Raw genomic sequence first — 22,925 nt, forward strand, 5'->3', positions numbered from 1 at the left:
AGGACCGTCTCCGCCGGAGGCTCCGCGTGCTTGTCTACCCGCCGGGCGCCGAGGTGTCCAGCTCCGCCCCCGCCCCTCGCGCAGCGGTTGCGGGGACACCGCCGCGGAGCGGCTCCCGGGGGAACCGGCGCGGCAGCCGGGGCGCCGGTCACGGCGTGCCCTCCGGGCACGGTGCTGGGATGCTGGGAGGGGCACGGCCGAACAAGGGCGGTGAGCGCCATGACCGGGCTTGAGGACGACGGCTCGTCCGCCGCGGAACCCCTCGCCGATCCCCACGGGGACCCCTTCCTGCGGACCCGGTTCGCCGTGCCCGCGCGCCCGGTGACGTACGTGCGGCGGGAGCGGCTGACCAGGCACCTCGACCAGGGGCTGCGGACCCCGCTGACCATGGTGAACGGCGCAGCGGGGGCCGGGAAGACCCTGCTCGTCGCGGAGTGGGCGGAGTGGGCGGAGCGGCTGGGGGGCGGTCCGCCGGTCGCCTGGTTCACCACCGAGGCGGCAGGGGACGGGCCCGGGATGTTCTGGGCGTACGTGCTGCGCGCCCTGCACGCCGTCGGTGTACCGCTGCCCGACGGCATCGGGCTCCCGGCGGACGCCAACCGGGTGAGCCCCGCCCTCCAGGCCCGGCTCGCCGCCACGCTGAGCGGCCGGGAGCGGCCCGTGGTCCTGGTGCTCGACGAGTTCGACCGGGTCACCGCCCCGGAGATCGCCGAGCAGCTGGAGTTCGTTCTCCACCACGCCGGGCCGGGACTGCGGCTGGTCCTCGTCACCCGTACCGAGCCGCTGCTGCCCCTGCACCGCTACCGGGCCGCGGGCGAGCTGACGGAGATCAGAGGCGCCGAGCTGGCCTTCACCCCGGACGAGGCCGCCGAGCTGATGGAGCTGCACGGGCTGCGGCTGCCCCCGGCCGCGGTGCGCGCGCTCGTGGAGCGCACCCGGGGATGGGCTGCCGGGCTGCGGCTGTGCGCGCTGGCGGCGAGGGAGAGCCGGGACCCGGAGGGGTACCTGGAGGAGTTCGAGGCGGACCGCAGCGCGATCGCCGACTTCCTGCTGGCGGAGGTGCTCAAGCGGCAGGACGCCGACACCCAGGACCTGCTGCTGCGGGTGAGCGTGCTCGACCGGTTCTGCCCCGGCCTGACGGACGCGCTCACGGGGCGCGACGACGCCGGGGCCGTCCTGGCCCGGCTGAGCAGGGACGACGCCTTCGTCGAGCACCTCGGGCACGGCCTGTACCGCCTCCACCCCCTGTTCGCCGAGATCCTCCGCGCCCACCTGCGGGTGCGCCTGCCCGGTCTGGAACCCGAGCTGCACCGGCGGGCCGCCGCGTGGCTGCGGAGGTCCGGACGCCTCGCCGAGGCGCTTGGGCACGGGGCCGCCGCCGGCGACTGGGAGTTCACCGCCGACGCCCTGGTCGACGACCTCGCCATCGGCCAGTTCCTCACCGGGCCGCACTCCGACGCGCTGGCCGCACTGTTCTCCCGCACGGGGCGGGAGGGCACCGGACCCGCCCCGGAGCTGGTGCGGGCGGCCGAACGGCTGGCCCGGCGCGAGACGGACGCCGGGCTGACCCACCCGCACCGCGCGCGGCACGGGCTGGCGGAGCACGACGGGGCCGACGCGGCCGTCCGACTGCTCGACCGGGCGCGTCCGGAGAGGCGCGCCGGACCCGCCGTGACCGTCCGGGCCACGCTGGTGCGGGCCCAGGCCGCCGACGAGGCGGGGGACGGCGTGACCGCGCGCAGGCTCGTGGCGCGGGCGCTGGCGGAGGCGCGTCGGGAGAGGCTGCGCCGCCCCTTCACCGAGGCCGGGCCGTGGATCCGGCGCTACCTGGACGCGGCCCCGCCGCCGGCCGGCCGGCGCACGTCCGGCACCGGACCGCCCCCACGCCCGTACGAGCCGCCACCGGTCGTGGAGGAGCTGAGCGGGCGCGAGCGCGACGTGCTGCGGCGGCTGGCCCTGGCCATGTCCACCGAGGAGATCGCGGCCGAGCTGTACGTGTCGGTGAACACGGTCAAGACCCACCTCAAGAACGTCTACCGGAAGCTGTCCGTCAACCGCCGCAACGAGGCGGTGCGCCGCGCCCGCGAACTGGGCCTGTTGTGAGGAGGGGAACCCCACGACGGTCCCGTCGAGCGGCTCATGCGCTACGAGATCCGTGTCGACGGGCATCTTTCGGAACCGCTGATCAAGGTTTCTCCGGAGCTCGACCACGCGACGATGTCCGGCCAGGCCCTGCTGTTCGGGCACGTCGTCGACGAGGCGCACCTGTACGGGCTGCTGGCCCGCTGCCAGTCACTGGGCCTGCGGGTCCTGGAGATGCGCCAGGCGCCGGAGCAGCGCCCCGGGCCGACGGCTCACGGGCGCTCGGCGCGCACCCTGCCGGACCGCACGGCCCCGCGCAGCGCCTCGAAGTCCCGTTCGTTGCGGTCCGCGTAGGCCTGCGCGAATCCGGCGAGCGCCCGGTCGAAGCGGTCGCCGCGCCCCAGGTAGGCGGCGATGGCGACCGGGTCGCCGGAACGGGCGTGGGCGCGCGCCAGGCTCGCCCCGCACAGCCGTGCGAACAGCCGCAGCAGCGCCGGGTCCATGGTCTCCGGGCGGGCGATGCCCTTCCAGTCGCGCAGCTGCCGCACGTAGAAGTCCCGGGGGCGTCCGTCGAGGCCCGTGGCGTGCGTCCAGCCGAGCAGCAGCACGATCCAGCAGCGGGTGCCGACACTGCCGACGCCCACCACCTTCCGGGCCACGTCGACCAGGCGGTAGCGCCCCAGCAGGTGCCGGTGCTCCGACGACAGCGAGCGGACGTACCCGTCCAGGACCTCGCGCAGGGCCTTCTCCTCGGCGGAGGGGGCGTCCGGCAGATCGCGCAGGGGCGTGATCAGCGGCGGGTCCGGGGCGATGCGCCGTTCCCCGTCCTCGACCCGGGTGAGCTTCGCGAAGGCCTGCAGGTGGGTGCGGGTCCGGGCGCGTGCCGCCCGGGCGGCGCGTCGCCGGGCCTCGCGGTCCGTCGACGACGTCATCAGCTCCCGCAGCCGGTCGGCGTCGTCCTGCGCGTACCAGACGTCGAGGGTGCGCATGCCGGCGAACTCCCGCATGCGCCTGCGGTAGGCCTTCACACAGGCCCGCACGGCCTCGTCCTGCGCCTCGGCCGGGAAGCCGTTCGCCCGGGAGGCGACGGCGAGGCTCGCCGCCAGCCGCTTGACGTCCCATTCGAAGGGACCGGTGTGCGTCTCGTCGAAGTCGTTGACGTCGAAGACGAGACGGCGCTCCGGGGAGGCCAGCAGGCGGAAGTTGAGCAGGTGGGCGTCGCCGCACAGCTGCACGGTCAGACCGGTGTGCGGGGCCGGGCCGAGGTCCGCCGCCATGACCGCCGCCGCTCCCCGGTAGAACCGGAAGGGGGACTCGAGCATGCGGCCGTAGCGGACCGGCACCAGCTCGGGCAGCCGGGTCGCCGACTGCCGCTCGATCACGTCGACGGGGTCGGGCCGGTCCCGGGCCGCCTCGAACCGGCCGTGGGACGAGCGCGGCGCACGGCCGCGCGCCTCCTTGCCGTACGCGGCCCGCTCGGCCGGGGAGAGGAAGGCGCTGAACGGATTCGGTACGGCCATCGCTGTCTCCCGCCTGCGCCGCGAACGACGACTGCCCGCCGAACGACGACTGTTCGCCGCCATCCCACCGCGCCCGCGCCCCGGCCGGATCACCCGCGGTGGGTGACCCGGCGACGGCGGCCGGGGGGGAAGGCTGGTCCCGCGCCCGCGCCCGCGCCGCGGTCCGGGCGCGCTGCGCGGGAGGAGGAGCCATGAGCACGACACCCGGTCCGGCGCCCGGCCCCGGACGGACGCACACGCCCGGCGGCGCGCCCCCCGGACCGCCGGACGGCCCCGCCGAGGTCCTGGGAGCGCTCGGGCGTTCGTGGCAGTGGATCCTCGCCTCCGCCGTCGCCACCCTCGTACCGGGCGTCGTCGTGCTGGTGTGGCCGGACGCCACGCTGCACGTCCTCGCGGTGCTCGTCGGCCTGTACCTGCTGGTGGCCGGGGCGTTCCGGTTCGTCGGCGTCCTGGGGCGGGAGGAGCAGGGCGCACGGCTGCCCGAACTCCTGCTGGCGGTGCTGTACGTCCTGGCCGGGGTGCTCTGCCTGCGCAACCCGCTGCAGACCGTCGCCGCCCTCTCCCTGATCGTCGGAGTGGTCTGGCTGGTGTCGGGGATGCTCGTCCTCTTCACGGCCGTCGCCTCGCGGGACCTGCCGCACCTCGGCGCGGCGCTGCTCGCCGTCGTCGCGGGGATCGTCGTCCTGGTCCTGCCCGCGGAATCGGCCCGGGCGCTGACCCGGCTCCTCGGCCTGTGGCTCGTCCTCCTCGGACTGGCCGAGGCCGCCGTCGCCCTGGCCTGGCGGGCCGCGCTGCGCGGGTCGGGCCCCGCGGGGACGCCCCGCCGTCCCCCGGAAACCGGCTGAGCCGTCCAGCCGGGAGCGGGACTTCACCCGCCCCGGGTGAGGCGGCGGCCCCCCCGTGGCACACGCTGAAGCACGACGCAGGACTACGTCTTCCAGTTCGACCTCAGCGCGTGGGGCTGGACCCGCCTGGTGCTCGGCGCCATCGGAGGGCTCGTCAGCCTCGGCCCGGCCCGGGGGGTCCTGTGGGCCCGCGTCGCCGCCGCGCCGTCCCTGGGCGCTGATGAACCCGCGCTCCGGCGGCGGCAAGGCGGACCGCTTCCACCTGGCGGACCGGGCGCGCACGGCGCGCGGCCGGTCCGCTGCGGCTCGCCGCCGGGGAGGTCGTCGTGGAGGCGGACACCCCGGCCGTCGCGGCCGGGGTGGACGGGGAGCACGTGCTGCTGCCGGCCCCCGTGGTGTGCCGGACCGTCCCCGGAGCGCTGCGCGTGCGCGTCCCGCGCGGCGCGGTGCGTACCCGGCGGGGGAGCGGGGCACCCGACTGGCCGCGGGTGATACGGCTCGCCCTGGGACGGCGGGAGGACGGCCCGTGACACGACGGCCGCGGTCGCGGCCGGGAAGGCGGTGGACATGTGCCGTTGGCTCGCCTATTCGGGCACCCCCATCCTGCTGGAGAGCATCCTCTACAAACCGGTCCACTCACTGATCGACCAGAGCCTGCACGCCAGGATGGGCGTCGAGACGACCAACGGCGACGGGTTCGGCGTGGGCTGGTACGCCTCGCACAAGGACAGCCCCGCCGTCGTCCGGGACATCGGCCCGGCGTGGAGCGACCGCAACCTGCGGGAGATCGCCGAGCACGTCGTCTCGCCGCTCTTCTTCGCCCACATCCGGGCCTCGACCGGCACGGCGGTGCAGCAGACCAACTGCCACCCCTTCCGGCACGGCCGCTGGATGTGGATGCACAACGGGGCGATCGCCGAGTTCCACCTGGTCAGGCGCGACCTCGCGCTGTCCGTCGCGCCGGAGCTGTTCCCGTACGTCGAGGGGTCCACGGACTCGGAGATGATGTTCTACCTGGCGCTGACCCTCGGTCTGGAGGAGGACCCGCCCGGCGCCGTCGCCCGGATGGCCGGCCTGGTGGAACGCGTCGGCCACGAGCACGGAGTGGAGTTCCCGCTGCAGATGACCGTCTCGGTGACCGACGGCGTGCGTCTGTGGGCGTTCCGCTACTCCAGCCAGAAGGAGTCGCGTTCGCTCTTCTACAGCACCCGCGTGGAGACGCTGCGCTCCCTCCACCCGGACGTGGCGTTCCTGCGCGAGATCTCCGGCGACGCCCGCCTCATCGTCTCCGAACCCCTGGGCGACCTGCCCGGCGCCTGGAACGCCGTCCCCGAGGGCACGTACGGCGTGGTGGGGCCCGAGGGGGACGAGATGCACTCCTTCGCGCCCGCTGCGTGAGGGCCGGCACCTCCGCGTCGCGCCGGACCCGTTGACCTCCCCCTGACACACCCTTACCTTGGCGGCGTTCGTCATGTCAGATGTCGTTCGAAACCACGAACGTCATCGTCCTCCCCCACGAGAGGCAGACCACGTGAGCCGCGCCGCCGACGACCTGCCCCACCCGCCCCCCGCCCGCAGGCTCCTGCTGAAGGGCGCCCTCGCCGCGGGCGCCCTGGCCGCGGCGGCCCCCGCCGCCCACGCCGCCCCGCCGGCGAAGGCGGCCCCGTACGTGAACCCGCTCGTCCCCCACCGCGCCGACCCGCACATCACCCGGCACACCGACGGCTTCTACTACTTCACCGCCACCGTCCCCGAGTACGACCGGATCGTCCTGCGCCGCTCCCGCACCCTGGGCGGACTCGGCCGGGCCGCCGAGTCGGTGATCTGGCGGGCGCACCCCACCGGCGACATGGGCGCCCACATCTGGGCGCCGGAGATGCACCGCGTCGCCGGCAAGTGGTACGTCTACTTCGCCGCCGCGCCCGCTGAGGACGTGTGGGCGATCCGCATCTGGGTGCTCGAGAACGCCCACCCCGACCCCTTCAAGGGCACCTGGGTCGAGAAGGGGCAGCTCAAGACCGCGTGGGAGACCTTCTCCCTGGACGCCACCACCTTCGCCCACCGCGGCACCCGCTACCTCGCCTGGGCCCAGCACGAACCCGGCATGGACAACAACACCGCCGTCTGGCTCTCCGAGATGGCGAACCCCTGGACCCTGACCGGGCCCCAAGTACGGTTGACCACGCCCGAGTACGAATGGGAGCGCATCGGCTTCGCCGTCAACGAGGGGCCCTACGTCCTGCACCGCAACGGCCGGCTGTTCATGACCTACTCGGCCAGCGCCACCGACCACCACTACTGCGTGGGCCTGCTGACCGCCGACGAGGACAGCGACCTCATGGACCCGGCGAGCTGGGCCAAGTCGCCCGTCCCCGTCTTCACCGGCAACGACAGCACCGGGCAGTACGGGCCCGGCCACAACTGCTTCACCGTCGCCGAGGACGGCCGCACCGACGTCCTCGTCTACCACGCCCGCCAGTACAAGGAGATCACCGGCGACCCGCTGGACGATCCCAACCGGCACACCCGGATCCAGAGGCTCGGCTGGAAGGCGGACGGCACCCCCGACTTCGGCGTCCCCGTGGCCGACACCGCGGCGGGGGAGGGGGCGTGACATGAGACGCAGCAGCACGCTCGGCCGGGCCGCCGTGACGACGGCCGTGGCGCTGGGCGCCGTCCTGTCGGCCGTACCGGCCCAGGCGCAGCAGCCGCACGAGGAGCGTCCGCCCGCCCCCGGCATCGAGAACTGCACGGCCACCGCCTGCCATTTCGACCTGCCGCCCGGCACCTACGACGTGCGGGTCACCCTCGGCGGCGACCGGGCGTCCAGCACCGCCCTCGGCGGCGAGAGCCGGCGCGCCCTGCTCCCGGAGACCGCCGCCCCGGCCGGGAAACGCGTCGTGCGGAGCTTCACCGTGAACGTCCGCACCCCCGAGGGCGAACCCCTCGGCGCCGAGGGCACCCCCGGACTCGACCTCGCCGTCGGCGGAAGCGCGCCCGCGCTCGCCGGCATCCGGGTCACCCCGGCCCGGCACGCCCGGCAGATCCTCCTGGTCGGCGACTCCACGGTCTGCGACCAGCCCGGCGACCCGTACGCCGGCTGGGGCCAGCGGCTGCCCCAGTACCTGCGCGAGGGGCTGTCCGTGGCCAACTACGCGGACTCCGGGGAGAGCACGGTCAGCTACCTCGGCAACCCGCTCCTGTGGGACACCGTCCGGCCACTGGTCCGGCGCGGCGACCTCGTCCTGATCCAGCTCGCCCACAACGACAAGACCACCGACGGGGCGACCTACCGGGCAGGCCTCGAGGCACTGGTGGCGGGCGTGCGGGAGCGGGGCGGGGAGCCGGTCCTGGTGACCCCGGTCGTGCGGCGCCGGTTCAACGCCGACGGCACCCTGGACAACGCCACCGCCCTGCTGGTCAACGGACTCGGCGTCGACCACCCGGCCGTCATCCGCTCCGTCGCCGCCGACCGGGGGGTCCCGCTGATCGACCTCACGGCGCGGACCAGGGCGCTGGTGGAGTCCCTCGGTGTGGAGGGCTCCAAGGCGCTGTACCTCACCGACGGGAAACGGGACAACACGCACACCTCCGTGCACGGCGCCACCGTGTACGCGGACCTGGTCCGCGAGGAACTGCTGAACCTGCGTCTGGTGCCCCGGAGCAAGGTCAGGACGGGGTGAAACCCCGGGGCGCCCCGGCCGGAACCGGGGCGCCCCGGGCCCGCCGCCCCCGTGCGCCCGGACAGTTCGGCCGGCGCCGAAGCGTCCCGCTCCTAGCGTGGCCGCATGCACGAGCACCCGCAGACCGCCACCCCTTCCGCGACCGTCACCGGCATGGTCGACCACGTCCTCGCCCTGGCCGCCACCTGGACCCGCTGGAACGGCGAACCCGCCCACGTCGACGACCGCCTCTACACCCCGCACAAGGCGATCCGCCGCGTCGCCGACCACCTCGTCGACCACCTCGCGGAGATGGAGGCCCGGCTCGCCGGCGAGGAACCGCAGCCCGACCACTGGCACGCCTCCCTGATCACCACCGAGGCCGATCTCGCCCCCTTCACCCCGCAGGACCTCGACGAGGCCCGCAGCCGCCTCACCAGGCTCGCCCGCATCTGGGCCGACCGCCTCGACGCGCTCACCGACGAACAGCTCGACGACTCGCCCGGCGAGGGCTGGAGCTTCCGCGAACTCGCCCGCCACCTCACCGAGTCCGTCTACTACGCGGACGCCGTCGGAGACCTGTCGTGAGAGCCTTCGCCGACCTCCACCACGCGGACGAACCCCTGCTGCTGCCCAACGCCTGGGACCACGCCTCCGCGCACCTCCTGGCCGCGCACGGCTTCCCGGCCGTCGGCACCACCAGCCTCGCCGTCGCCGCGGCGGCCGGGCTGCCCGACGGAGCCGCGGCCACCCGCGAGGAGACGCTGCGGCTCGCCCGCGCCCTCGGCCCGGGACCGTTCCTGCTCTCCGTGGACGCGGAGGGCGGCTTCGGCGACGACCCGGACGAGGTGGCCGAGTTCGCCCGGGAGCTGTACGCGCTGGGCGCCGCCGGCATCAACCTGGAGGACGGACTCGGGCCCGCCGACCGGCACGCGGCGAAGATCGCCGCCGTCCGGGCGGCGGCCCCCGGCCTCTTCGTCAACGCCCGCACCGACACGCACTGGCTCGGTGACGGCGAGGACACCACCCGCCGCCTCGACGCCTACGTCGAAGCGGGCGCGCACGGCGTGTTCGTGCCCGGCCTCACCGACCCCCGGGAGATCGCCGCCCTGGTGCGCGGCCTGGACGGCGTCCCCCTCAACGTCCTCCACTCGCCCGCCGGCCCGTCCGTGCCCCGCCTCGCCGACCTCGGCGTCCGCCGCGTCAGCCTCGGCTCGCTGCTGTACCGGCGGGCGCTGGGCGCCGCGGTGGAGGCGGCGGCCGCCGTCCGGGCGGGCCGCAGGCCGCAAGGCACGACGCCGTCGTACGAGGAGGTCGAGTCGCTGAGCCGGCGGGGCCGTGGCGGGAGCGACGGCGCGGCTTCCCCCGGGTGACCCCGGCACGCGCCTACGACGGTCGACCCTCCGGAGACCGCGGCCAGTTCACCAGGGCGACGTGCAGGGCCCCGACCGCCGCGTCCCAGGAGGCCCGCACGTCCCGGGGGTCGCCGAAGGCGCCGGCGGACTCCAGGGCGCAGTAGCCGTGGAAGGTGCTGCGCAGCAGGCGCACGGCGTCGGTGAGGTCGGGCTCCCGCAGTCCGTACGCCCGGAGCAGGCCGTAGGTGATCTCGGCGGTGCGGCGCAGGACGGGGGAGCCGGTCACCGGGAACCGGCCCAGGGGGAGCTGGGCGGCCGCGTAACGGCCCGGGTGGGTCAGGGCGTACTCCCGGTAGGCGTTCGCGAAGGCGGCCAGCGCCTCCCTCCCGGTCCGTCCGGCGACCGCCGTCGCGATCCGGTCGATCATCTCCCCGCCCGCGAGCAGGGCCATCCGGACGTGCAGGTCCCGCAGCCCGCGCACGTGCGCGTACAGGCTCGCGTCCTTCACGCCGAAACGCCGGGCCAGCGCGGACAGGGTGACGTTCTCGTAGCCCGCCTCGTCGGCGAGGTCGGCGGCGGCCGCGACGAGACGGTCGGCGGTGAGTCCGGCGCGGGGAATGGAGGCCTCCGAAGCAAACCCGACAGGAAGCGCCCAGCCTACCGATCAGATGTGCGCGAGCCGCCGCGTCCAGGGCATGTACCGCTCATCCGTATGTCGTTCAACGTTCACGCGTCTCCTTGATCCTCCACACGCGGCGTCCTCGCGCCGCGGTATCGAGGAGGCACTCCATGGGTCACGGGCACGCACACGCACACGGACACCATCACCACCATCACGGACACGACCACCGGCACGAGACGACGGCTCCCCTGCCCGCGGCCTTCGACACCTCCGTGCCCGACGAGGCGCTGAACCCCGAGCAGAGGTCCCGCCGTACGCTGCTGCGCCGGGCCGGGCTGCTCGGCGCGGGCCTCGCGGCCGGCACCGTGCTCTCCGCCGGCGCCGGCGCCGCCACGCCCGCGCACGCGGCGGGTGACAGCGGTCGCGGCAGGGGAAGGAGCAAGGGCTTCCTGTGGCTGGCGGGCGACCACCACATCCACACCCAGTACAGCAGCGACGGCAAGTACCGCGTCGCCGACCAGGTCCGCCAGGGCGCCCGGCACGGCATGGACTGGCTGGTCATCACCGACCACGGAGGCGCCACCCACGCCAGGATCGGCGTGGACAGGGTCAACCCGGACATCCTCGAGGCCCGCGACGCCCACCAGGACACCCTCGTCTTCCAGGGCCTGGAGTGGAACATCCCGGCCGCCGAGCACGGCACCGTCTTCGTCCACCCGGGCCGCAACGAGGTCTCCGTCCTCAAGCAGTTCGAGACCGACTACGACGGCGGCGTCAAGGGCGCCACCGCCTCCACCCCGGCCAACGAGGCGCTCGCCGTCGCCGGGCTGAACTTCCTCGCCGACCAGGTCAGGCGGCGCAAGGTCAAGGACGCCCTGATGCTCGCCAACCACCCCGCGCGCAAGGGCATCGACTCCCCGCACGAGATCCGCGCCTGGCGCGACGCGACCGGCGCCGGCGACCGGCAGATCGCCGTCGGCTTCGAGGGCGCCCCCGGACACCAGGCCGCCGGCCTGCCCAAGCCGCTCGGCATGGGCCGCGCCCGCGGCATCTACGACGGCAGCCCCGGCGCCAACTCCTTCCCCGGCTACCCGCTGGAGAGCTACCGCACCTGGGGCGGCTTCGACTGGATGACCGCCACCGTCGGCGGCCTGTGGGACAGCCTCCTGGCCGAGGGCCGCCCCTGGTGGATCACCGCCAACTCCGACTCCCACCAGGTGTACGGCGACACCGCCGCCCGCGGCGGCGGCGACTTCAACGCCAACGGCCGCTACGACGACCCGGTCTACGCCGGACAGATCGACGTCACCGAGGGCGACTACTGGCCCGGCCAGTACAGCCGCACCCACGTCGGCGCCGACGGCTTCTCCTACGCCGCCGTCATGGACGGCATCCGCGCCGGCCGCATCTGGGTCGACCACGGCCAGCTCATCAGCGGCCTCGACGTCCGCGTCGCCGGCGGCGCCCGCTGGGCCACCCTCGGCGGCGCCCTGCACGTGCGCAAGGGCACCAAGGTCACGCTGACCGCCGACATCGCCCTCGCCGGCGGCAACAACTGGGCCGGGTTCACCCCCAAGCTCGCCCGCGTCGACGTCATCCAGGGCGACGTGACCGGCCCGGTCGCCGACAAGGACACGTTCACCGCGCCCACGGCGAAGGTCGCCCGGTCCTACGAGATCGACAAGTCGGCCGGCACCGTCCGCGTCACCTTCGACCTCGGCCGCGTCGACCGCCCGGTGTACCTCCGGCTGCGCGGCACCGACGGCAACCGGACCGCCGTCGGCGCCATGGGAGCCAAGGTCGACCCGGCGGGCCCCGCCCTCGACGTCGTGGGCGACGCCGACCCGTGGCGCGACCTGTGGTTCTACTCCAACCCGGTGTGGGTCCTGCCGTCGTGACGCCCTACGCCCTCACCGTGGACGCGGGCACCGGGGACCTGCTCGACGCCGACCGCCTGCTGCACCGGATGGCGGCCGGACTCGACCTCCCCGAGGACGTGTTCGGCTGCACCCACCTGGTGCGCGACGACCGTCCGCGCGTCGTCGTGTCGCTGTCCCTGCCCGCGCGGCCGCTCCCGGACACCCTCCGGGAGCGGCTCGCGGGGTACGGAACGGTCTCCCCGGGCCTGCCCGACGAGGTGGGACGCGCGGTGCTCTACCCGGGCGTCTCCGCGCTCACCGGCACGACGACCGTCGCGGAACTGCTCGCCGGCTCCGCGATCACCCGCGTGACGGTCCTGGGCACGCCCGAGCCGCCCGGCCCGGACACGCGCCTCGTGACCCGTGACCACGTGCGGCCGCAGTGGCGGCGGGACGAACTCGTCCTCGCCGCCACCCCGGCCCTGGGCGGCACCCTGGTGCCGTTCGAGGCCCCGGACCCCACGCCCTGCTGCGCGGACCACTGAGCCCCCTCAGTCGCGCGGCTCCGAGAAGACGAAGGAGAACTCCGCGGGCTCGGGCCACAGGTAGTACCGGGGGAGCGGGCCCGGGCCGCAGGACTGGGAGCCGATGCCGTGCAGCCGGTGGTCCAGGTGGACCCAGACCGTGTCGCCGGGGACGAGGTCGGTGCGGTGCCGGGCGGCGTCCAGCTGCTCGGTGGTCCAGGGCCTGGCCGTGAACCAGAACTCCGGTTCGCCGTCGACCCGCAGACCGCCGATCTCCGCCCACCGCACGCCGGCGCGGGCGCCGTTCTCCTGAGGGCGGACGTAAGGCGTCTGGAGCTCCCGCACGCTCGCGCTCCACCGCAGGTCCCGGGAGGCGGCCCGGGTGTCCGGGTACGACTCGCCCCCGCCGCCGAACCAGACGACGGCGTCCTCGGGGGTGGCCCCGGGGAGGCCGAAGCGGATGCCGAGCCGGGGCAGCGGAACCCGCCACTCGCCCTCCGGCACGACCGAGACGGTCAGCCGTACGCGCGTGCCGTCGGAGGTCCAGCGGTACGCCGTCCGCAGGCCCGTCTCCCGCCCGGCGGGCGCCACCCGGGTCCGTACGGTCAGCGCGTCGCCGTCCGTCTCGACGGCCTCGACGCGGTGCCGCATCCGGTGCAGGCCCAGCTCGCGCCAGAGCGGCCCGTACCGGGTGTCCGTCTGCCAGGCCGCCCCGTCGTCGTTGTCGGTGGTCGCCCGCCACACGTCCAGCCGCAGACCGCTCACCGGGACACCGGCGAGGGTGCGCGGCGCGCCGGTGCGGGCGTCGAAGACCGCGGGTCCCAGGGTGATGCGGTCCCCGTCGACGGCGGGGCGTACGCCGGTCGCCGCGGACAGCGGGGCGCGGCGGGCCGCCGTTCCCTGTGCCCAGGCCACTTCGTGGCCCTTGCCGGCCCAGGGCGTGTCCTCGGCGAGCCGCGCCTCCACCGTCCACTGCACCTCCTCGCCGCCGCCGTCCGGGGCCGCGGGCAGCTTGACCTCCGCCGACTCCCCGGGGCCGAGCGGCGGCACGGTGAGCCGGCGGGCCCCCGCCGGCCGGCCGTTCACCTGGTAGGAGAACGAGAACTCCAGATGGGACAGGTCCGTGAAGTCGTACCGGTTGGTCACCCGTACGGTGCCGTCCGCGTCGCCCGCCCCGATCCGGACCGGCTCGATCACCTTCTTGTACTCGATCAGGCCCGGTGACGGCGTGCGGTCCGGGAAGACCAGTCCGTCGCAGACGAAGTTGGCGTCGTGCAGCTCCTCCCCGAAGTCACCGCCGTAGGCGTGGCCCAGCTCCGGGTGCTCGACGCCGTGGTCGATCCACTCCCAGACGAAGCCGCCCTGGAGCCGGTCGTACCGCTCGAACAGCTCCTGGTACTCGGTGAGCCCGCCGGGGCCGTTGCCCATGGCGTGTGCGTACTCGCAGAGGATCAGCGGCAGTTCGCGCCTGCGGCGGGTGCCGCCGTCCAGGCCCCGGGCGATCCGCTCGACCTCCTCGTGCGGCGGGTACATCCGCGAGTACACGTCCGTGTCGCGGCAGCCGGGGTCGCCCTCGTAGTGCACCGGGCGGGACGGGTCCCGGTCGTGGATCCAGTCGGCCATCGCGGTCAGCCCGCGTCCGGTGCCGGCCTCGTTGCCGAGCGACCACATGACCACCGACGGGTGGTTCTTGTCCCGCTCGACCATGCGCGCGGCCCGGTCCAGCAGGGCCGGCGTCCAGCGTTCGTCGTCGACGGGGTTGTCCCGCCACTCCTGTTCGACGAAGCCGTGGGTCTCCAGGTCGCACTCGTCGATCACCCACAGCCCGTACTCGTCGCACAGGCCGAGGAAGGCCGGGTGCGGCGGGTAGTGCGAGGTGCGGACCGCGTTGACGTTGTGCCGCTTCATCAGCAGCACGTCCTCGCGCATGGTGGCGAGGTCCAGCGCGCGGCCCTCGCGCGGGTGCCACTCGTGCCGGTTGACGCCCTTGAACAGCAGGGGGGTCCCGTTCACCTTGAGCAGGCCGTCCTCGACGACGACCGTGCGGAAGCCGATGCGCAGCGGGACGCGTTCGCCCGCCGTGGCCAGCACCCCGTCGTACAGCCGGGGCGTCTCCGCCGTCCACGGCTCGACCGGGAGCGTCACCGGCTCGCCGGCCGCCACGTCGACGCCGAGCTCCGCCACGGTCACCCGGCCCTCGACGGCGGAGTCGACGCGCAGGGTGCCCGCGCCGGTGACGTGGTCGTAGGAGGCGTGCACGAAGAAGTCGCCGACGGCGCCGGCCGGACGGTGCAGCAGGGTCACGTCGCGGAAGACGCCGGGCAGCCACCACTGGTCCTGGTCCTCCAGGTACGAGCCCGCCGACCACTGGTGGACCCGGACCGCGAGGACGTTCCCGGACGGCTCCAGCAGGTGCCCGACCGCGAACTCGTGCGGCAGCCGCGATCCCTTGAAATCCCCGATCTCCGTGCCGTTCAGCCACACCCGGGCGCAGGACTCCACCCCGTCGAAGCGGAGCACGGCCCCGCCGCCGGCCGGCCAGTCGCCCGGCAGGTCGAAGACGCGCAGATGGTCGCCGGTCGGGTTCTCGGTGGGGACGTGCGGCGGATCGACGGGGAAGGGGTAGAGGTGGTTGGTGTAGATCGGCGCGCCGTGGCCCTGGAGCACCCAGTGGCCGGGCACGGTCACCTCCGCCCAGTGGCCGGCGTCGTATCCGGGCGCGGCGAACGAGTCGTCCTCGGCGTCCGCGGTGGCGGACACCCGCAGGCGCCAGCCGCCGTTCAGGGACAGGGACGCCGCGTCGGAGGACGCGTACCAGGCGCGCGGGGGCAGGGTCCCGCGGCCGGGTGAGACGTCCTCGACGTAGCCGGTCGCCGGGGTGTGCGATGACATGGGTCTCCTAGGTCGGTCTGGCTTCGGCCCTCGATCCCGGTCCGCGCGATGCCCCGCACCAGCCGGCGCCGGACGGTCCCACGTGCTGTCGCCCGATGCCGGCATGACGACGTCCTTGTCTCGAGTGCGGCTGTCGGCGGGTGGCGCTCAAGGCTTGCGGTGCGCGGGACGTTAACCTTCGGACAACACTTCGGCAAGGGGTCGGACGAAGTCCGTGCGAAGCGTTGCGGCCCGTTCGTGATGGCGAACGGGCCCGGACCTACCGGCGGTTGCCGTCGGCGCGCTTCCCGGCGCCCTTCCCCGCCGACCGCAACGCCCCCTCCAGCGCGAACGTCGCCGCTCCCAGGCACACCGGGTCGGTGGGGATCGGGGAGAGGACGATCCGGGCGGCGGCCAGCGGGCGGCGCAGCGCGTGCCGGGCGACGGCCGTCCGTACCTCGTCGAGCAGCGGCTCGCCGAACGCGGCCGCGACCCAGCTGCTGAGCACGACCACCTCCGGGTTGAAGAGGTTGACCAGATCGGCGATCCCGGCGCCGAGGTGGCGGGCGGTGCGCCCGAGCACCTCCACCGCCACCGGATCGCCCGCCCTCACCCCCCGGGCCAGCGCGTCGATGGTCGCCGTCTGGTCGCCGGGCCGCAGCAGCGGGCTGTCCGGGCTCAGCTCCCGCAGGTTCAGCATGATCCCGGGCGCGCCGGTGTACGTCTCCACACAGCCCCGGTCGCCGCAGTGGCAGGGGCGGCCGTCCAGGACGAGGGTGGTGTGCCCCCACTCGCCCGCGCTGTCGCTCACTCCCCGGTGCACCGCGCCGCCCAGCACCAGCCCGGCGCCCACCCCGGTCCCGAGGTTCACCACCACCGCGTCCCCGTGCCCGCGCGCCGCCCCGAACCACAGCTCGGCCACCGCGCAGGCCCGCAACGGGTTGTCCAGGTACAGGGGGTGGGCGAGGTGCTCGGTGAGCAGGTCGAGCAGCGGCACGTCGTGCCAGTCCCAGTTCGGGGCGTACGCGCAGACACCGGTGTCCCGGTCCACCTGGCCCGGCACGCTCACCCCGGCCCCGAGCACCCGCGCGCCCTCCACCCCGGCCCGCGCCACCACCGACCCCACCGCCGCGGCCACGTGCCCCACGACCTGCTCGGGCCGGCTCTCCCCGGGGCGCACCTCCTCCTCGGCGCGGGCCAGCACGTTCAGCGCGAGGTCGAACAGCTCGGCCCGGACGTAGGTCTCGGCGAGATCCACACCGATCAGCGCGCCCCCCGGCGCGTTGACGGCCACCAGGCCCCGGGGACGGCCGCCGGCCGAGTCCTCGAAACCGACCTCGGTGATCATGCCGAGGCCGAGCAGCTCCCCGACCAGGGTGGCGACGGTGGCGAGGCTCAGGCCCGTGGCGGCCGCCAGCTCCTGCCGGGAGGTGGGCGACGCGGCGATGATCTGGCGCAGCACCTGGTAGCGGTTGGCCGTACGGATGTCCCGTGACGTGCGTCTCACCGGGCTGCCCCTCCCTGCCGGACCGGGCCGACCGGGCACCGGCGCGCGGCAAGGCTATGGGGGAGGCGGACCCTTCGACAAGGGGTTGGGAAAGGGGCCCGACGAAGCCCGGGCGGGGCCGGCGCGGGTCAGTCGCCCAGGACGTCCCGGACGAACGCGTTGGTGAACGCGCCGGCCGGGTCCAGGTCGCGGACGAGGGCCCGGAAGTCGTGCAGGCGCGGGTAGCGGGCGCGCAGCTCCGCCGCCGGCGTGGTGAACACCTTCCCCCAGTGCGGCCGCGCCCCGAACGGCGCCAGCGCCTCCTCCACCCGCGCCACCACGGGCAGCACCGCCGCCGTGTCCTCGATCCAGGTGAAGTGGACGGCCACCGTGTCCCGGCCGTGGGAGGGGCCGATCCACTGGTCGTCGGCGGCGACGGTGCGCACCTCGCAGGTCTGCAGCACGGGGGCGACCGTCTCCCGGATCCCGTCCAGCGCGTGCAGCACGGCGACCGCCGACTCCCGTGGCATCAGGTACTCCGACTGCAGCTCCGCCCCGCTGCTCGGGGTGAACTCCGCCCGGAAGTGCGGCAGCCGCTCGTGCCAGGGACCGGCCACGCCGAACTGCTCGGTGCAGTTCACCGCCGGCATCCCCGGCACCGGGTGCATCTTCCCGGTCGCCGCGGGCGCCCAGGGGAAGTCCGGCAGCGGCTGGTCGGTGCGCCGCTTCACCCACACCTGGCGGAAGCCGGGCGCCCGCCAGTCGGTGAACAGGCTCACGCTGTACGCCGCCGACATCACCTTCTCGAACGCGGCGGGATCCAGCCCTTCCAGCGGCATCTCGGTGAACACGTGCTGCTCGACCTCGAAGGCCGGCTCCAGGTCCAGGGTGAGCGCGGTGACGACACCGAGCGCGCCCAGCGAGGTGACCGCGCCGCCGAACCGCTCTTCGCCACGCTCCACGGTCACCGTGGCGCCGCCCGCCGTGACCAGCTCCACCGCACGCACGGAGGAGGCGAGCGGCCCGTTGCCGACACCGGAGCCGTGCGTGCCGGTGGCGACCGAACCGGCCACCGAGATGTGCGGCAGCGACGCCATGTTCGCCAGCGCCAGCCCGTGCCGGTGCACCTCCCGCGCCAGCTCGGCGTACCGCACGCCGCCCCCGACCCGTACCGTCCGGACGGTCGTGTCCACGTCGATCTCGGCGGGCAGCGCGTCGAGGGAGAGCAGGACGCCGTCCTCGCCGGGCTCGGCGATCTCGTTGAAGGAGTGCCCGCTGCCCAGGACCCGCACGCGCGGGCTCCCGGCGACCAGGTCCCGCAGCGCGTCCAGGCTCCGCGGGCGGTGCAGCTCCTTGGCGGCGTACGTGATGTTGCCCGCCCAGTTGGTCACGGTCTCGGCCATCGCTCGTCCCTCCTGACGCCCGGGACCGGAAAGGTCCCCCGCCGGAACCTATCCCGTGAGCGGTCCACGCCCTGTGGGGGGACCCGCCACCCCGGACGTCCGGGCGGGGGCATACCGTGAGGAGTCGTACGTCCGAACCGGGAGGAGACACTTCGATGGGCAGCCGCACCGCGCTGGTCGAGGATCTGATGGAGCGGTTCCCGCACGTGCCGCGCGAGGCCGTCTTCAAGGAGGACCTGCTGCGCGGCGGTGTGGCCTTCGATCCGTCCGCGCTCAGCGACAACGAGGGCGGTGAGGTCAAACCGAAGTCGTACTTCATCTTCTCCTTCGACCACGGCACCCTGCCCGAGCTGGGCGAGGCCGCGCTGCGCCGCCCGCCGGAGGAGATCATCCTCACCGGCGGCCCGTACGACCTGCGCCGCACGGTCGTGTCCGTGCGCGTGAACCCGGCCTCCCCCTACCGCGTCGCCGCCGACGAGCACGGCGTGCTCGGCCTCTACCTCGACGGCAGGCGGATCTCGGACGTCGGCGTGCCGCCGATGCCCGAGTACTACCGGCACAAGCTCTCCAACGGGAAGTCGGTCATGGAGGTCGCCCCCACCATCCAGTGGGGCTACCTGATCTACCTGACCGTCTTCCGGGTCTGCCAGTACTTCGGCGCCAAGGAGGAGTGCCAGTACTGCGACATCAATCACAACTGGCGCCAGCACAAGGCGGCCGGCCGGCCCTACACCGGGGTGAAGGACGTCGAGGAGGTCCTGGAGGCCCTCGAGATCATCGACCGGTACGACACCGCGAAGGCGTCCACGGCCTACACCCTCACCGGCGGCGCCATCACCAGGACCGTCTCCGGACGCGACGAGGCCGACTTCTACGGCCACTACGCCAAGGCCATCGAGGAGCGCTTCCCCGGCCGCTGGATCGGCAAGGTCGTCGCCCAGGCGCTGCCCAGGGACGACGTGCAGCGCTTCAAGGACTACGGCGTGCAGATCTACCACCCCAACTACGAGGTGTGGGACGAGTACCTGTTCAAGATGTACTGCCCCGGCAAGGAGCGTTACGTCGGCCGTGACGAGTGGCACAGGCGGATCCTCGACTCGGCGGAGGTCTTCGGCGCGCGCAACGTGATCCCCAACTTCGTGGCGGGCGTCGAGATGGCCGAGCCCTTCGGCTTCAAGACGGTCGACGAGGCCATCGCCTCCACCACCGAGGGCCTGCGCTTCTTCATGTCGCACGGCATCACGCCCCGCTTCACCACCTGGTGCCCGGAGCCGACCACCCCGCTCGGCAAGGCCAACCCGCAGGGCGCCCCGCTGGAGTACCACATCCGGCTGCTCCAGGCGTACCGGCAGACCATGGAGGACTTCGGACTCTCCTCGCCCCCCGGCTACGGCCCGCCCGGACCCGGCAACGCGGTCTTCTCCGTCAGCTCCTTCATGGACAGCCTCCCGGCGCAGGAGTCCGCCGAGGCGGTCTGAGGCGCCCGGGGCGTCGCCGCCCCGTCGGACGCGGAAGGCCGGAACCGGGACGTTCCGGCCTTCCGCGCGTACGGTCCCTGCGGGGGGTCGCGGTGCCGCCACGGAAAGTGAGGGAAGCGCTTGTCAGTTGTGTCGGGGACGTGAAAAGCTCTGCCACTGCCGCGAGGTTTCCCCAACTCCACTGCCCCTATGGCGAGTTGACCTCGTTCGTGATGCGGGAGTCCCATGCCCGACCTGCCGAGCCCCCAGGACGCCACCGAGGCGGCGCTGTTCACCGAGTGCTGGGACGCCGCGCTCTCCTACGCCGACCTGTGCACGGCCGGATCCGCCGCCGCGGCGGAACTGGCCCGCGAGGCCTTCGCGCAGGGCATACGGGAGCTGCGCGAGGCGGAGTCGGGCACCGTCCGCGGCCACGGCCGCCGCCCCTTTCGGCTGCCCCGGATACCCCTGCTGCTGACGGCGGTCCGCAGCACGGCGGCCGCCTGGGAGGACGCGGGACAGGGACACAAGCTCGACCCCGATCTGCGGCTGTGGCTCCACTCCGAGCAGGCCGCCCGCCACACCGGCCCGCCACTGGACCGCCCGGTCGCCCTGCGCGGACTGCGCGACCTGCAGCCCGCGGACGCCGAACTGCTCTGGCTGGCCGAGGCGGAGGCCCTGCCGCTGCCCCTGGTGGCCCGCCGGCTCGGCCTCGACCCCGCCACCGCGGCCGACGAACTCGCCCAGGTCGGCCGCCTGTTCCGGGACCGCTGCCACCGCAACCACCTCGACTCGCCCCTGGACGCCGAGTGCCGCAGCTACGCCCGGCTGCTCGACGCCGTCACCCGCTCGCCCGCCGCGGACACCCCCGACGACCTCTCCCGGCACCTCGCCACCTGCCACCGGTGCGCCGAGGCCGCCGCCTGCCTGCGGCTGCACGGCGGGGGACTGCCCGGCGCGCTGGCCGGCGGGGTGATCGGCTGGGGCGGCCTCGCCTATCTGGAGCGCCGCCGCCGCGCCGCCGAGGTACGGCTCGGGGCCGGCCGCCCGGACCGGGCCGACCCGGACGCGGGCGGCCCGGCGGACGGCACGGACAGGACACGCCTCGCCCGGCACGGACTGCTGGTCGCCGCCCTCCTGGTCTCCCTGCTCGCGCTCGCGGTCTCCCTGATGCCGTTCGGCGACACGGCCGACGAGGGCGCCGCGCGCTCCGACGCCGACCGGCAGCCGGCGGCCGACCCCGGCCCCTCCCTGCCCCCCGCCCCCACGGCCTTCCCGTCCCCGGAGCCGTCCGCCGAGCGCACCCCCGAACGCTCCCCGGACCGGGAGGACCCCGACCCCGGACCGCAGGGCACCTCCTCCACCACCGCCTCCGGCGAGCCGGCCGCCTGCCGGGCCGACTACGACCTGGTCAACCAGTGGCCCGACGGCTTCCAGGCCACCGTCACCGTCACCACCCGCGAACCCCTCGACACCTGGCGCGTCGGCTTCACCTTCCCCGACGGCCAGCGGATCACCCGGATGTGGGACGCCTCGCCCGGCCAGGACGGCCCGCAGGTCACCGCCACCGCCGCCGACTACGACAAGTCGGTCGCCGCCGGCGGGAAACTCGCCTTCGGCTTCCTCGCGTCCCACGACGGCGCCAACCACCCACCGTCCGGCTTCACGCTCAACGGCCGCACCTGCACGATCGCGTGACGCGGAGGTCCGGAGGAACAAGGTGCCGGACCGGGCCGGCGGCGGGCCGCCGTGACCACGGATCACACGGTGGCCGTGCGCGACGTGTGCCGGTCACCGGATGCCGTCGATGCGGGCCGGTTCCTCCTCCCCGTCCGGCGTGCACGCCGGACGGGGTTCCCCCGAGCGCTGTGCTCGCGCCGGAGGAACCCGGAAAAGGAATGGCGCGCGGTCGTCGGTGACCCTAGGCTGTGCCGTGTTGGCGAAGCGCTCGATGAGTGCTGTTCGTTCGGGTCGAGGATCGTGGGAGGTGTGACCGATGGCTGTCTCTGTGATGGGTGCTGCCCGCTTCCAGTCATCCGTTCCGTTCACCTCCGTGGCCTCCGGCTGACCTCACCTCTTCCTCGCGCGTCGGTGGACGCGCCGTGCCGGGGCCGCCCTTCGAAGGGTTTCCCTTGAATCTCTCCTCTCTTCCGTTCTCGTCGCACCCTCTCGCCCGCCTCGGCTGGGACGAGGGGTGGGAGGCCGAGTCCTCCCCGTACGCCGCGCAGGGTCTGGTGCCGGGCCGGGTGGTCCGGGTCGACCGGGGGCAGTGCGACGTGGCCACCGCGGACGGGACGGTCCGTGCGGACACCGAGTTCGTCGTCCCCCGTGACCCGATGAAGGTCGTGTGCACGGGGGACTGGGCCGTCGTCGACCCGGAGGGCTCCGACCCCCGTTACGTGCGGACGCTGCTGCCGCGACGGACGGCGTTCGTGCGCTCCGCCTCCTCCAAGCGGTCCGAGGGACAGGTCCTCGCCGCCAACGTCGACCACGCCGTCGTCGCCGTCTCCCTCGCCGCCGAACTCGACCTGGCCCGGATCGAGCGCTTCCTCGCGCTCGCCTGGGAGTCCGGGGCGCAGCCGGTGGTCGTCCTCACCAAGGCCGACCTGGTGCCGGACGCGGTGACCCGGGCACACCTCGTCCAGGACGTGGAGACCAGTGCGCCCGGCGTGCCGGTGCTCCCCGTCAGCGCGCGGGACGGGGACGGACTCGACGTCCTCGCCGCGATCACGTCCGGCGGTACGTCGGTGCTGCTCGGGCAGTCCGGCGCGGGCAAGTCCACCCTGGCCAACGCGCTCCTCGGCGAGGACGTGATGGACGTGCGGGCCGTCCGGGACGTCGACGGCAAGGGCCGCCACACCACGACCACCCGCAACCTGCTGGCACTGCCCGGCGGGGGAGTCCTCATCGACACACCGGGACTGCGGGGCGTCGGCCTGTGGGACGCCTCCGCCGGCGTCGGCCAGGTGTTCGCCGAGATCGAGGAGCTCGCCGAGGACTGCCGGTTCCACGACTGCGCCCACGAGAGCGAGCCGGGCTGCGCGGTCCTCGACGCCGTCGGGACCGGCGAGCTGCCGCAGCGCCGCCTGGACAGCTACCGCAAGCTGCTCCGGGAGAACCAGTACATCGTCGCCAAGACCGACGCCAGGCTCCGCGCGGAGATCCGCAAGGACTGGAAGCGCAAGAACGCCATCGGCAGGGCGGCGATGGAGGCCAAGCGGGGCCGCCTGCGGTAGCGC

Annotated in this window: 17 protein-coding genes and 4 pseudogenes; 16 read left to right on the forward strand and 5 right to left on the reverse strand. The window is 74.4% G+C overall.

Features of this window, described 5'->3' with window-relative positions; all coding sequences use genetic code 11:
* Positions 1-219 precede the first annotated feature (219 nt).
* From ACZ8ZB_RS27610 to ACZ8ZB_RS27620, 3 pseudogenes are all read left to right on the forward strand, one after another.
* Positions 220-1,614: pseudogene (locus tag ACZ8ZB_RS27610) on the forward strand (winged helix-turn-helix domain-containing protein); the annotation flags it as partial.
* Positions 1,615-1,920: 306 nt separating this feature from the next.
* A pseudogene (locus ACZ8ZB_RS27615) lies at positions 1,921-2,103 on the forward strand (response regulator transcription factor); the annotation flags it as partial.
* A 36-nt stretch (positions 2,104-2,139) separates the two neighbouring features.
* Positions 2,140-2,334 (forward strand): annotated as a pseudogene (locus ACZ8ZB_RS27620) (hypothetical protein); the annotation flags it as partial.
* A gap of 20 nt (positions 2,335-2,354) precedes the next feature.
* Here ACZ8ZB_RS27620 and ACZ8ZB_RS27625 read toward each other — a convergent pair.
* Complete coding sequence (locus ACZ8ZB_RS27625) at positions 2,355-3,602, reverse strand: DUF2252 domain-containing protein (RefSeq protein ID WP_470740330.1); 1,248 nt, start codon at positions 3,600-3,602, stop codon at positions 2,355-2,357.
* Between the two features lie 191 nt (positions 3,603-3,793).
* Here ACZ8ZB_RS27625 and ACZ8ZB_RS27630 point away from each other — a divergent pair, with 191 nt between their 5' ends.
* The 8 genes and pseudogenes from ACZ8ZB_RS27630 to ACZ8ZB_RS27665 all read left to right on the forward strand — a co-directional run bounded on the left by ACZ8ZB_RS27630 (position 3,794) and on the right by ACZ8ZB_RS27665 (position 9,482).
* Positions 3,794-4,447 (forward strand): HdeD family acid-resistance protein, encoded by a 654-nt coding sequence (locus ACZ8ZB_RS27630; protein ID WP_470740331.1) that lies wholly within the window; start codon positions 3,794-3,796, stop codon positions 4,445-4,447.
* Between the two features lie 84 nt (positions 4,448-4,531).
* Positions 4,532-4,639 (forward strand): annotated as a pseudogene (locus ACZ8ZB_RS27635) (DUF7144 family membrane protein); the annotation flags it as partial.
* A 134-nt stretch (positions 4,640-4,773) separates the two neighbouring features.
* Positions 4,774-4,977, forward strand: coding sequence for a hypothetical protein (locus ACZ8ZB_RS27640; RefSeq protein WP_470740332.1), 204 nt, complete (start codon positions 4,774-4,776; stop codon positions 4,975-4,977).
* Between the two features lie 37 nt (positions 4,978-5,014).
* A complete protein-coding gene (locus ACZ8ZB_RS27645; RefSeq protein WP_470740333.1) occupies positions 5,015-5,845 on the forward strand; it encodes a class II glutamine amidotransferase in 831 nt (276 codons plus the stop codon).
* Between the two features lie 133 nt (positions 5,846-5,978).
* Complete coding sequence (locus ACZ8ZB_RS27650; RefSeq protein WP_470740334.1) at positions 5,979-7,061, forward strand: glycoside hydrolase family 43 protein; 1,083 nt, start codon at positions 5,979-5,981, stop codon at positions 7,059-7,061.
* Between the two features lies 1 nt (position 7,062).
* Positions 7,063-8,130 carry a rhamnogalacturonan acetylesterase gene (locus ACZ8ZB_RS27655; RefSeq protein WP_470740335.1) on the forward strand — a complete coding sequence of 356 codons (1,068 nt, stop codon included), beginning with the start codon at positions 7,063-7,065 and terminating at the stop codon, positions 8,128-8,130.
* Positions 8,131-8,235: 105 nt separating this feature from the next.
* On the forward strand, positions 8,236-8,697 hold the full coding sequence (locus ACZ8ZB_RS27660) for a hypothetical protein (protein WP_470740336.1): 462 nt from the start codon (positions 8,236-8,238) through the stop codon (positions 8,695-8,697).
* Positions 8,694-9,482, forward strand: coding sequence for an isocitrate lyase/PEP mutase family protein (locus ACZ8ZB_RS27665; protein WP_470740337.1), 789 nt, complete (start codon positions 8,694-8,696; stop codon positions 9,480-9,482). Before ACZ8ZB_RS27660 ends, ACZ8ZB_RS27665 begins: the two co-directional genes overlap by 4 nt.
* 13 nt (positions 9,483-9,495) lie before the next feature.
* Here ACZ8ZB_RS27665 and ACZ8ZB_RS27670 read toward each other — a convergent pair whose 3' ends face one another.
* A complete protein-coding gene (locus ACZ8ZB_RS27670; RefSeq protein ID WP_470741592.1) occupies positions 9,496-10,083 on the reverse strand; it encodes a TetR/AcrR family transcriptional regulator in 588 nt (195 codons plus the stop codon).
* A gap of 170 nt (positions 10,084-10,253) precedes the next feature.
* Here ACZ8ZB_RS27670 and ACZ8ZB_RS27675 point away from each other — a divergent pair, with 170 nt between their 5' ends.
* A complete protein-coding gene (locus ACZ8ZB_RS27675) occupies positions 10,254-11,984 on the forward strand; it encodes a PHP domain-containing protein (protein WP_470740338.1) in 1,731 nt (576 codons plus the stop codon).
* Complete coding sequence (locus ACZ8ZB_RS27680; protein WP_470740339.1) at positions 11,981-12,490, forward strand: hypothetical protein; 510 nt, start codon at positions 11,981-11,983, stop codon at positions 12,488-12,490. Before ACZ8ZB_RS27675 ends, ACZ8ZB_RS27680 begins: the two co-directional genes overlap by 4 nt.
* Positions 12,491-12,496: 6 nt before the next feature.
* Here the strand turns inward: ACZ8ZB_RS27680 and ACZ8ZB_RS27685 are convergent, their stop codons facing one another.
* From ACZ8ZB_RS27685 to ACZ8ZB_RS27695, 3 genes are all read right to left on the reverse strand, one after another.
* Complete coding sequence (locus ACZ8ZB_RS27685) at positions 12,497-15,361, reverse strand: glycoside hydrolase family 2 TIM barrel-domain containing protein (protein WP_470740340.1); 2,865 nt, start codon at positions 15,359-15,361, stop codon at positions 12,497-12,499.
* A gap of 259 nt (positions 15,362-15,620) precedes the next feature.
* On the reverse strand, positions 15,621-16,847 hold the full coding sequence (locus ACZ8ZB_RS27690) for an ROK family transcriptional regulator (protein WP_470740341.1): 1,227 nt from the start codon (positions 16,845-16,847) through the stop codon (positions 15,621-15,623).
* 128 nt (positions 16,848-16,975) lie between these two features.
* Positions 16,976-18,229 (reverse strand): D-arabinono-1,4-lactone oxidase, encoded by a 1,254-nt coding sequence (locus tag ACZ8ZB_RS27695; protein ID WP_470740342.1) that lies wholly within the window; start codon positions 18,227-18,229, stop codon positions 16,976-16,978.
* Between the two features lie 155 nt (positions 18,230-18,384).
* On the opposite strand from ACZ8ZB_RS27695, the gene ACZ8ZB_RS27700 reads away from it, so the two are divergent.
* From ACZ8ZB_RS27700 to rsgA, 3 genes are all read left to right on the forward strand, one after another.
* Positions 18,385-19,707, forward strand: coding sequence for a radical SAM protein (locus ACZ8ZB_RS27700; protein ID WP_470740343.1), 1,323 nt, complete (start codon positions 18,385-18,387; stop codon positions 19,705-19,707).
* 225 nt (positions 19,708-19,932) lie between these two features.
* Positions 19,933-21,384: a cellulose binding domain-containing protein gene (locus ACZ8ZB_RS27705; RefSeq protein ID WP_470740344.1), complete on the forward strand. Its 1,452-nt coding sequence runs from the start codon at positions 19,933-19,935 to the stop codon at positions 21,382-21,384.
* A 434-nt stretch (positions 21,385-21,818) separates the two neighbouring features.
* Positions 21,819-22,922: a ribosome small subunit-dependent GTPase A gene (gene rsgA / locus ACZ8ZB_RS27710; RefSeq protein ID WP_470740345.1), complete on the forward strand. Its 1,104-nt coding sequence runs from the start codon at positions 21,819-21,821 to the stop codon at positions 22,920-22,922.
* Positions 22,923-22,925: the final 3 nt, after the last annotated feature.

The sequence above is a fragment of the Streptomyces sp. 12E genome, from assembly GCF_055633275.1.

Coding starts and splice junctions, on each gene's coding strand:
- ACZ8ZB_RS27625 (WP_470740330.1), bottom strand. CDS start 3,602: ATGGCCGTACCGAATCCGTTCAGCGCCTTCCTCTCCCCGGCCGAGCGG.
- ACZ8ZB_RS27630 (WP_470740331.1), top strand. CDS start 3,794: ATGAGCACGACACCCGGTCCGGCGCCCGGCCCCGGACGGACGCACACG.
- ACZ8ZB_RS27645 (WP_470740333.1), top strand. CDS start 5,015: ATGTGCCGTTGGCTCGCCTATTCGGGCACCCCCATCCTGCTGGAGAGC.
- ACZ8ZB_RS27655 (WP_470740335.1), top strand. CDS start 7,063: ATGAGACGCAGCAGCACGCTCGGCCGGGCCGCCGTGACGACGGCCGTG.
- ACZ8ZB_RS27660 (WP_470740336.1), top strand. CDS start 8,236: ATGCACGAGCACCCGCAGACCGCCACCCCTTCCGCGACCGTCACCGGC.
- ACZ8ZB_RS27675 (WP_470740338.1), top strand. CDS start 10,254: ATGGGTCACGGGCACGCACACGCACACGGACACCATCACCACCATCAC.
- ACZ8ZB_RS27685 (WP_470740340.1), bottom strand. CDS start 15,361: ATGTCATCGCACACCCCGGCGACCGGCTACGTCGAGGACGTCTCACCC.
- ACZ8ZB_RS27695 (WP_470740342.1), bottom strand. CDS start 18,229: ATGGCCGAGACCGTGACCAACTGGGCGGGCAACATCACGTACGCCGCC.
- ACZ8ZB_RS27700 (WP_470740343.1), top strand. CDS start 18,385: ATGGGCAGCCGCACCGCGCTGGTCGAGGATCTGATGGAGCGGTTCCCG.
- ACZ8ZB_RS27705 (WP_470740344.1), top strand. CDS start 19,933: ATGCCCGACCTGCCGAGCCCCCAGGACGCCACCGAGGCGGCGCTGTTC.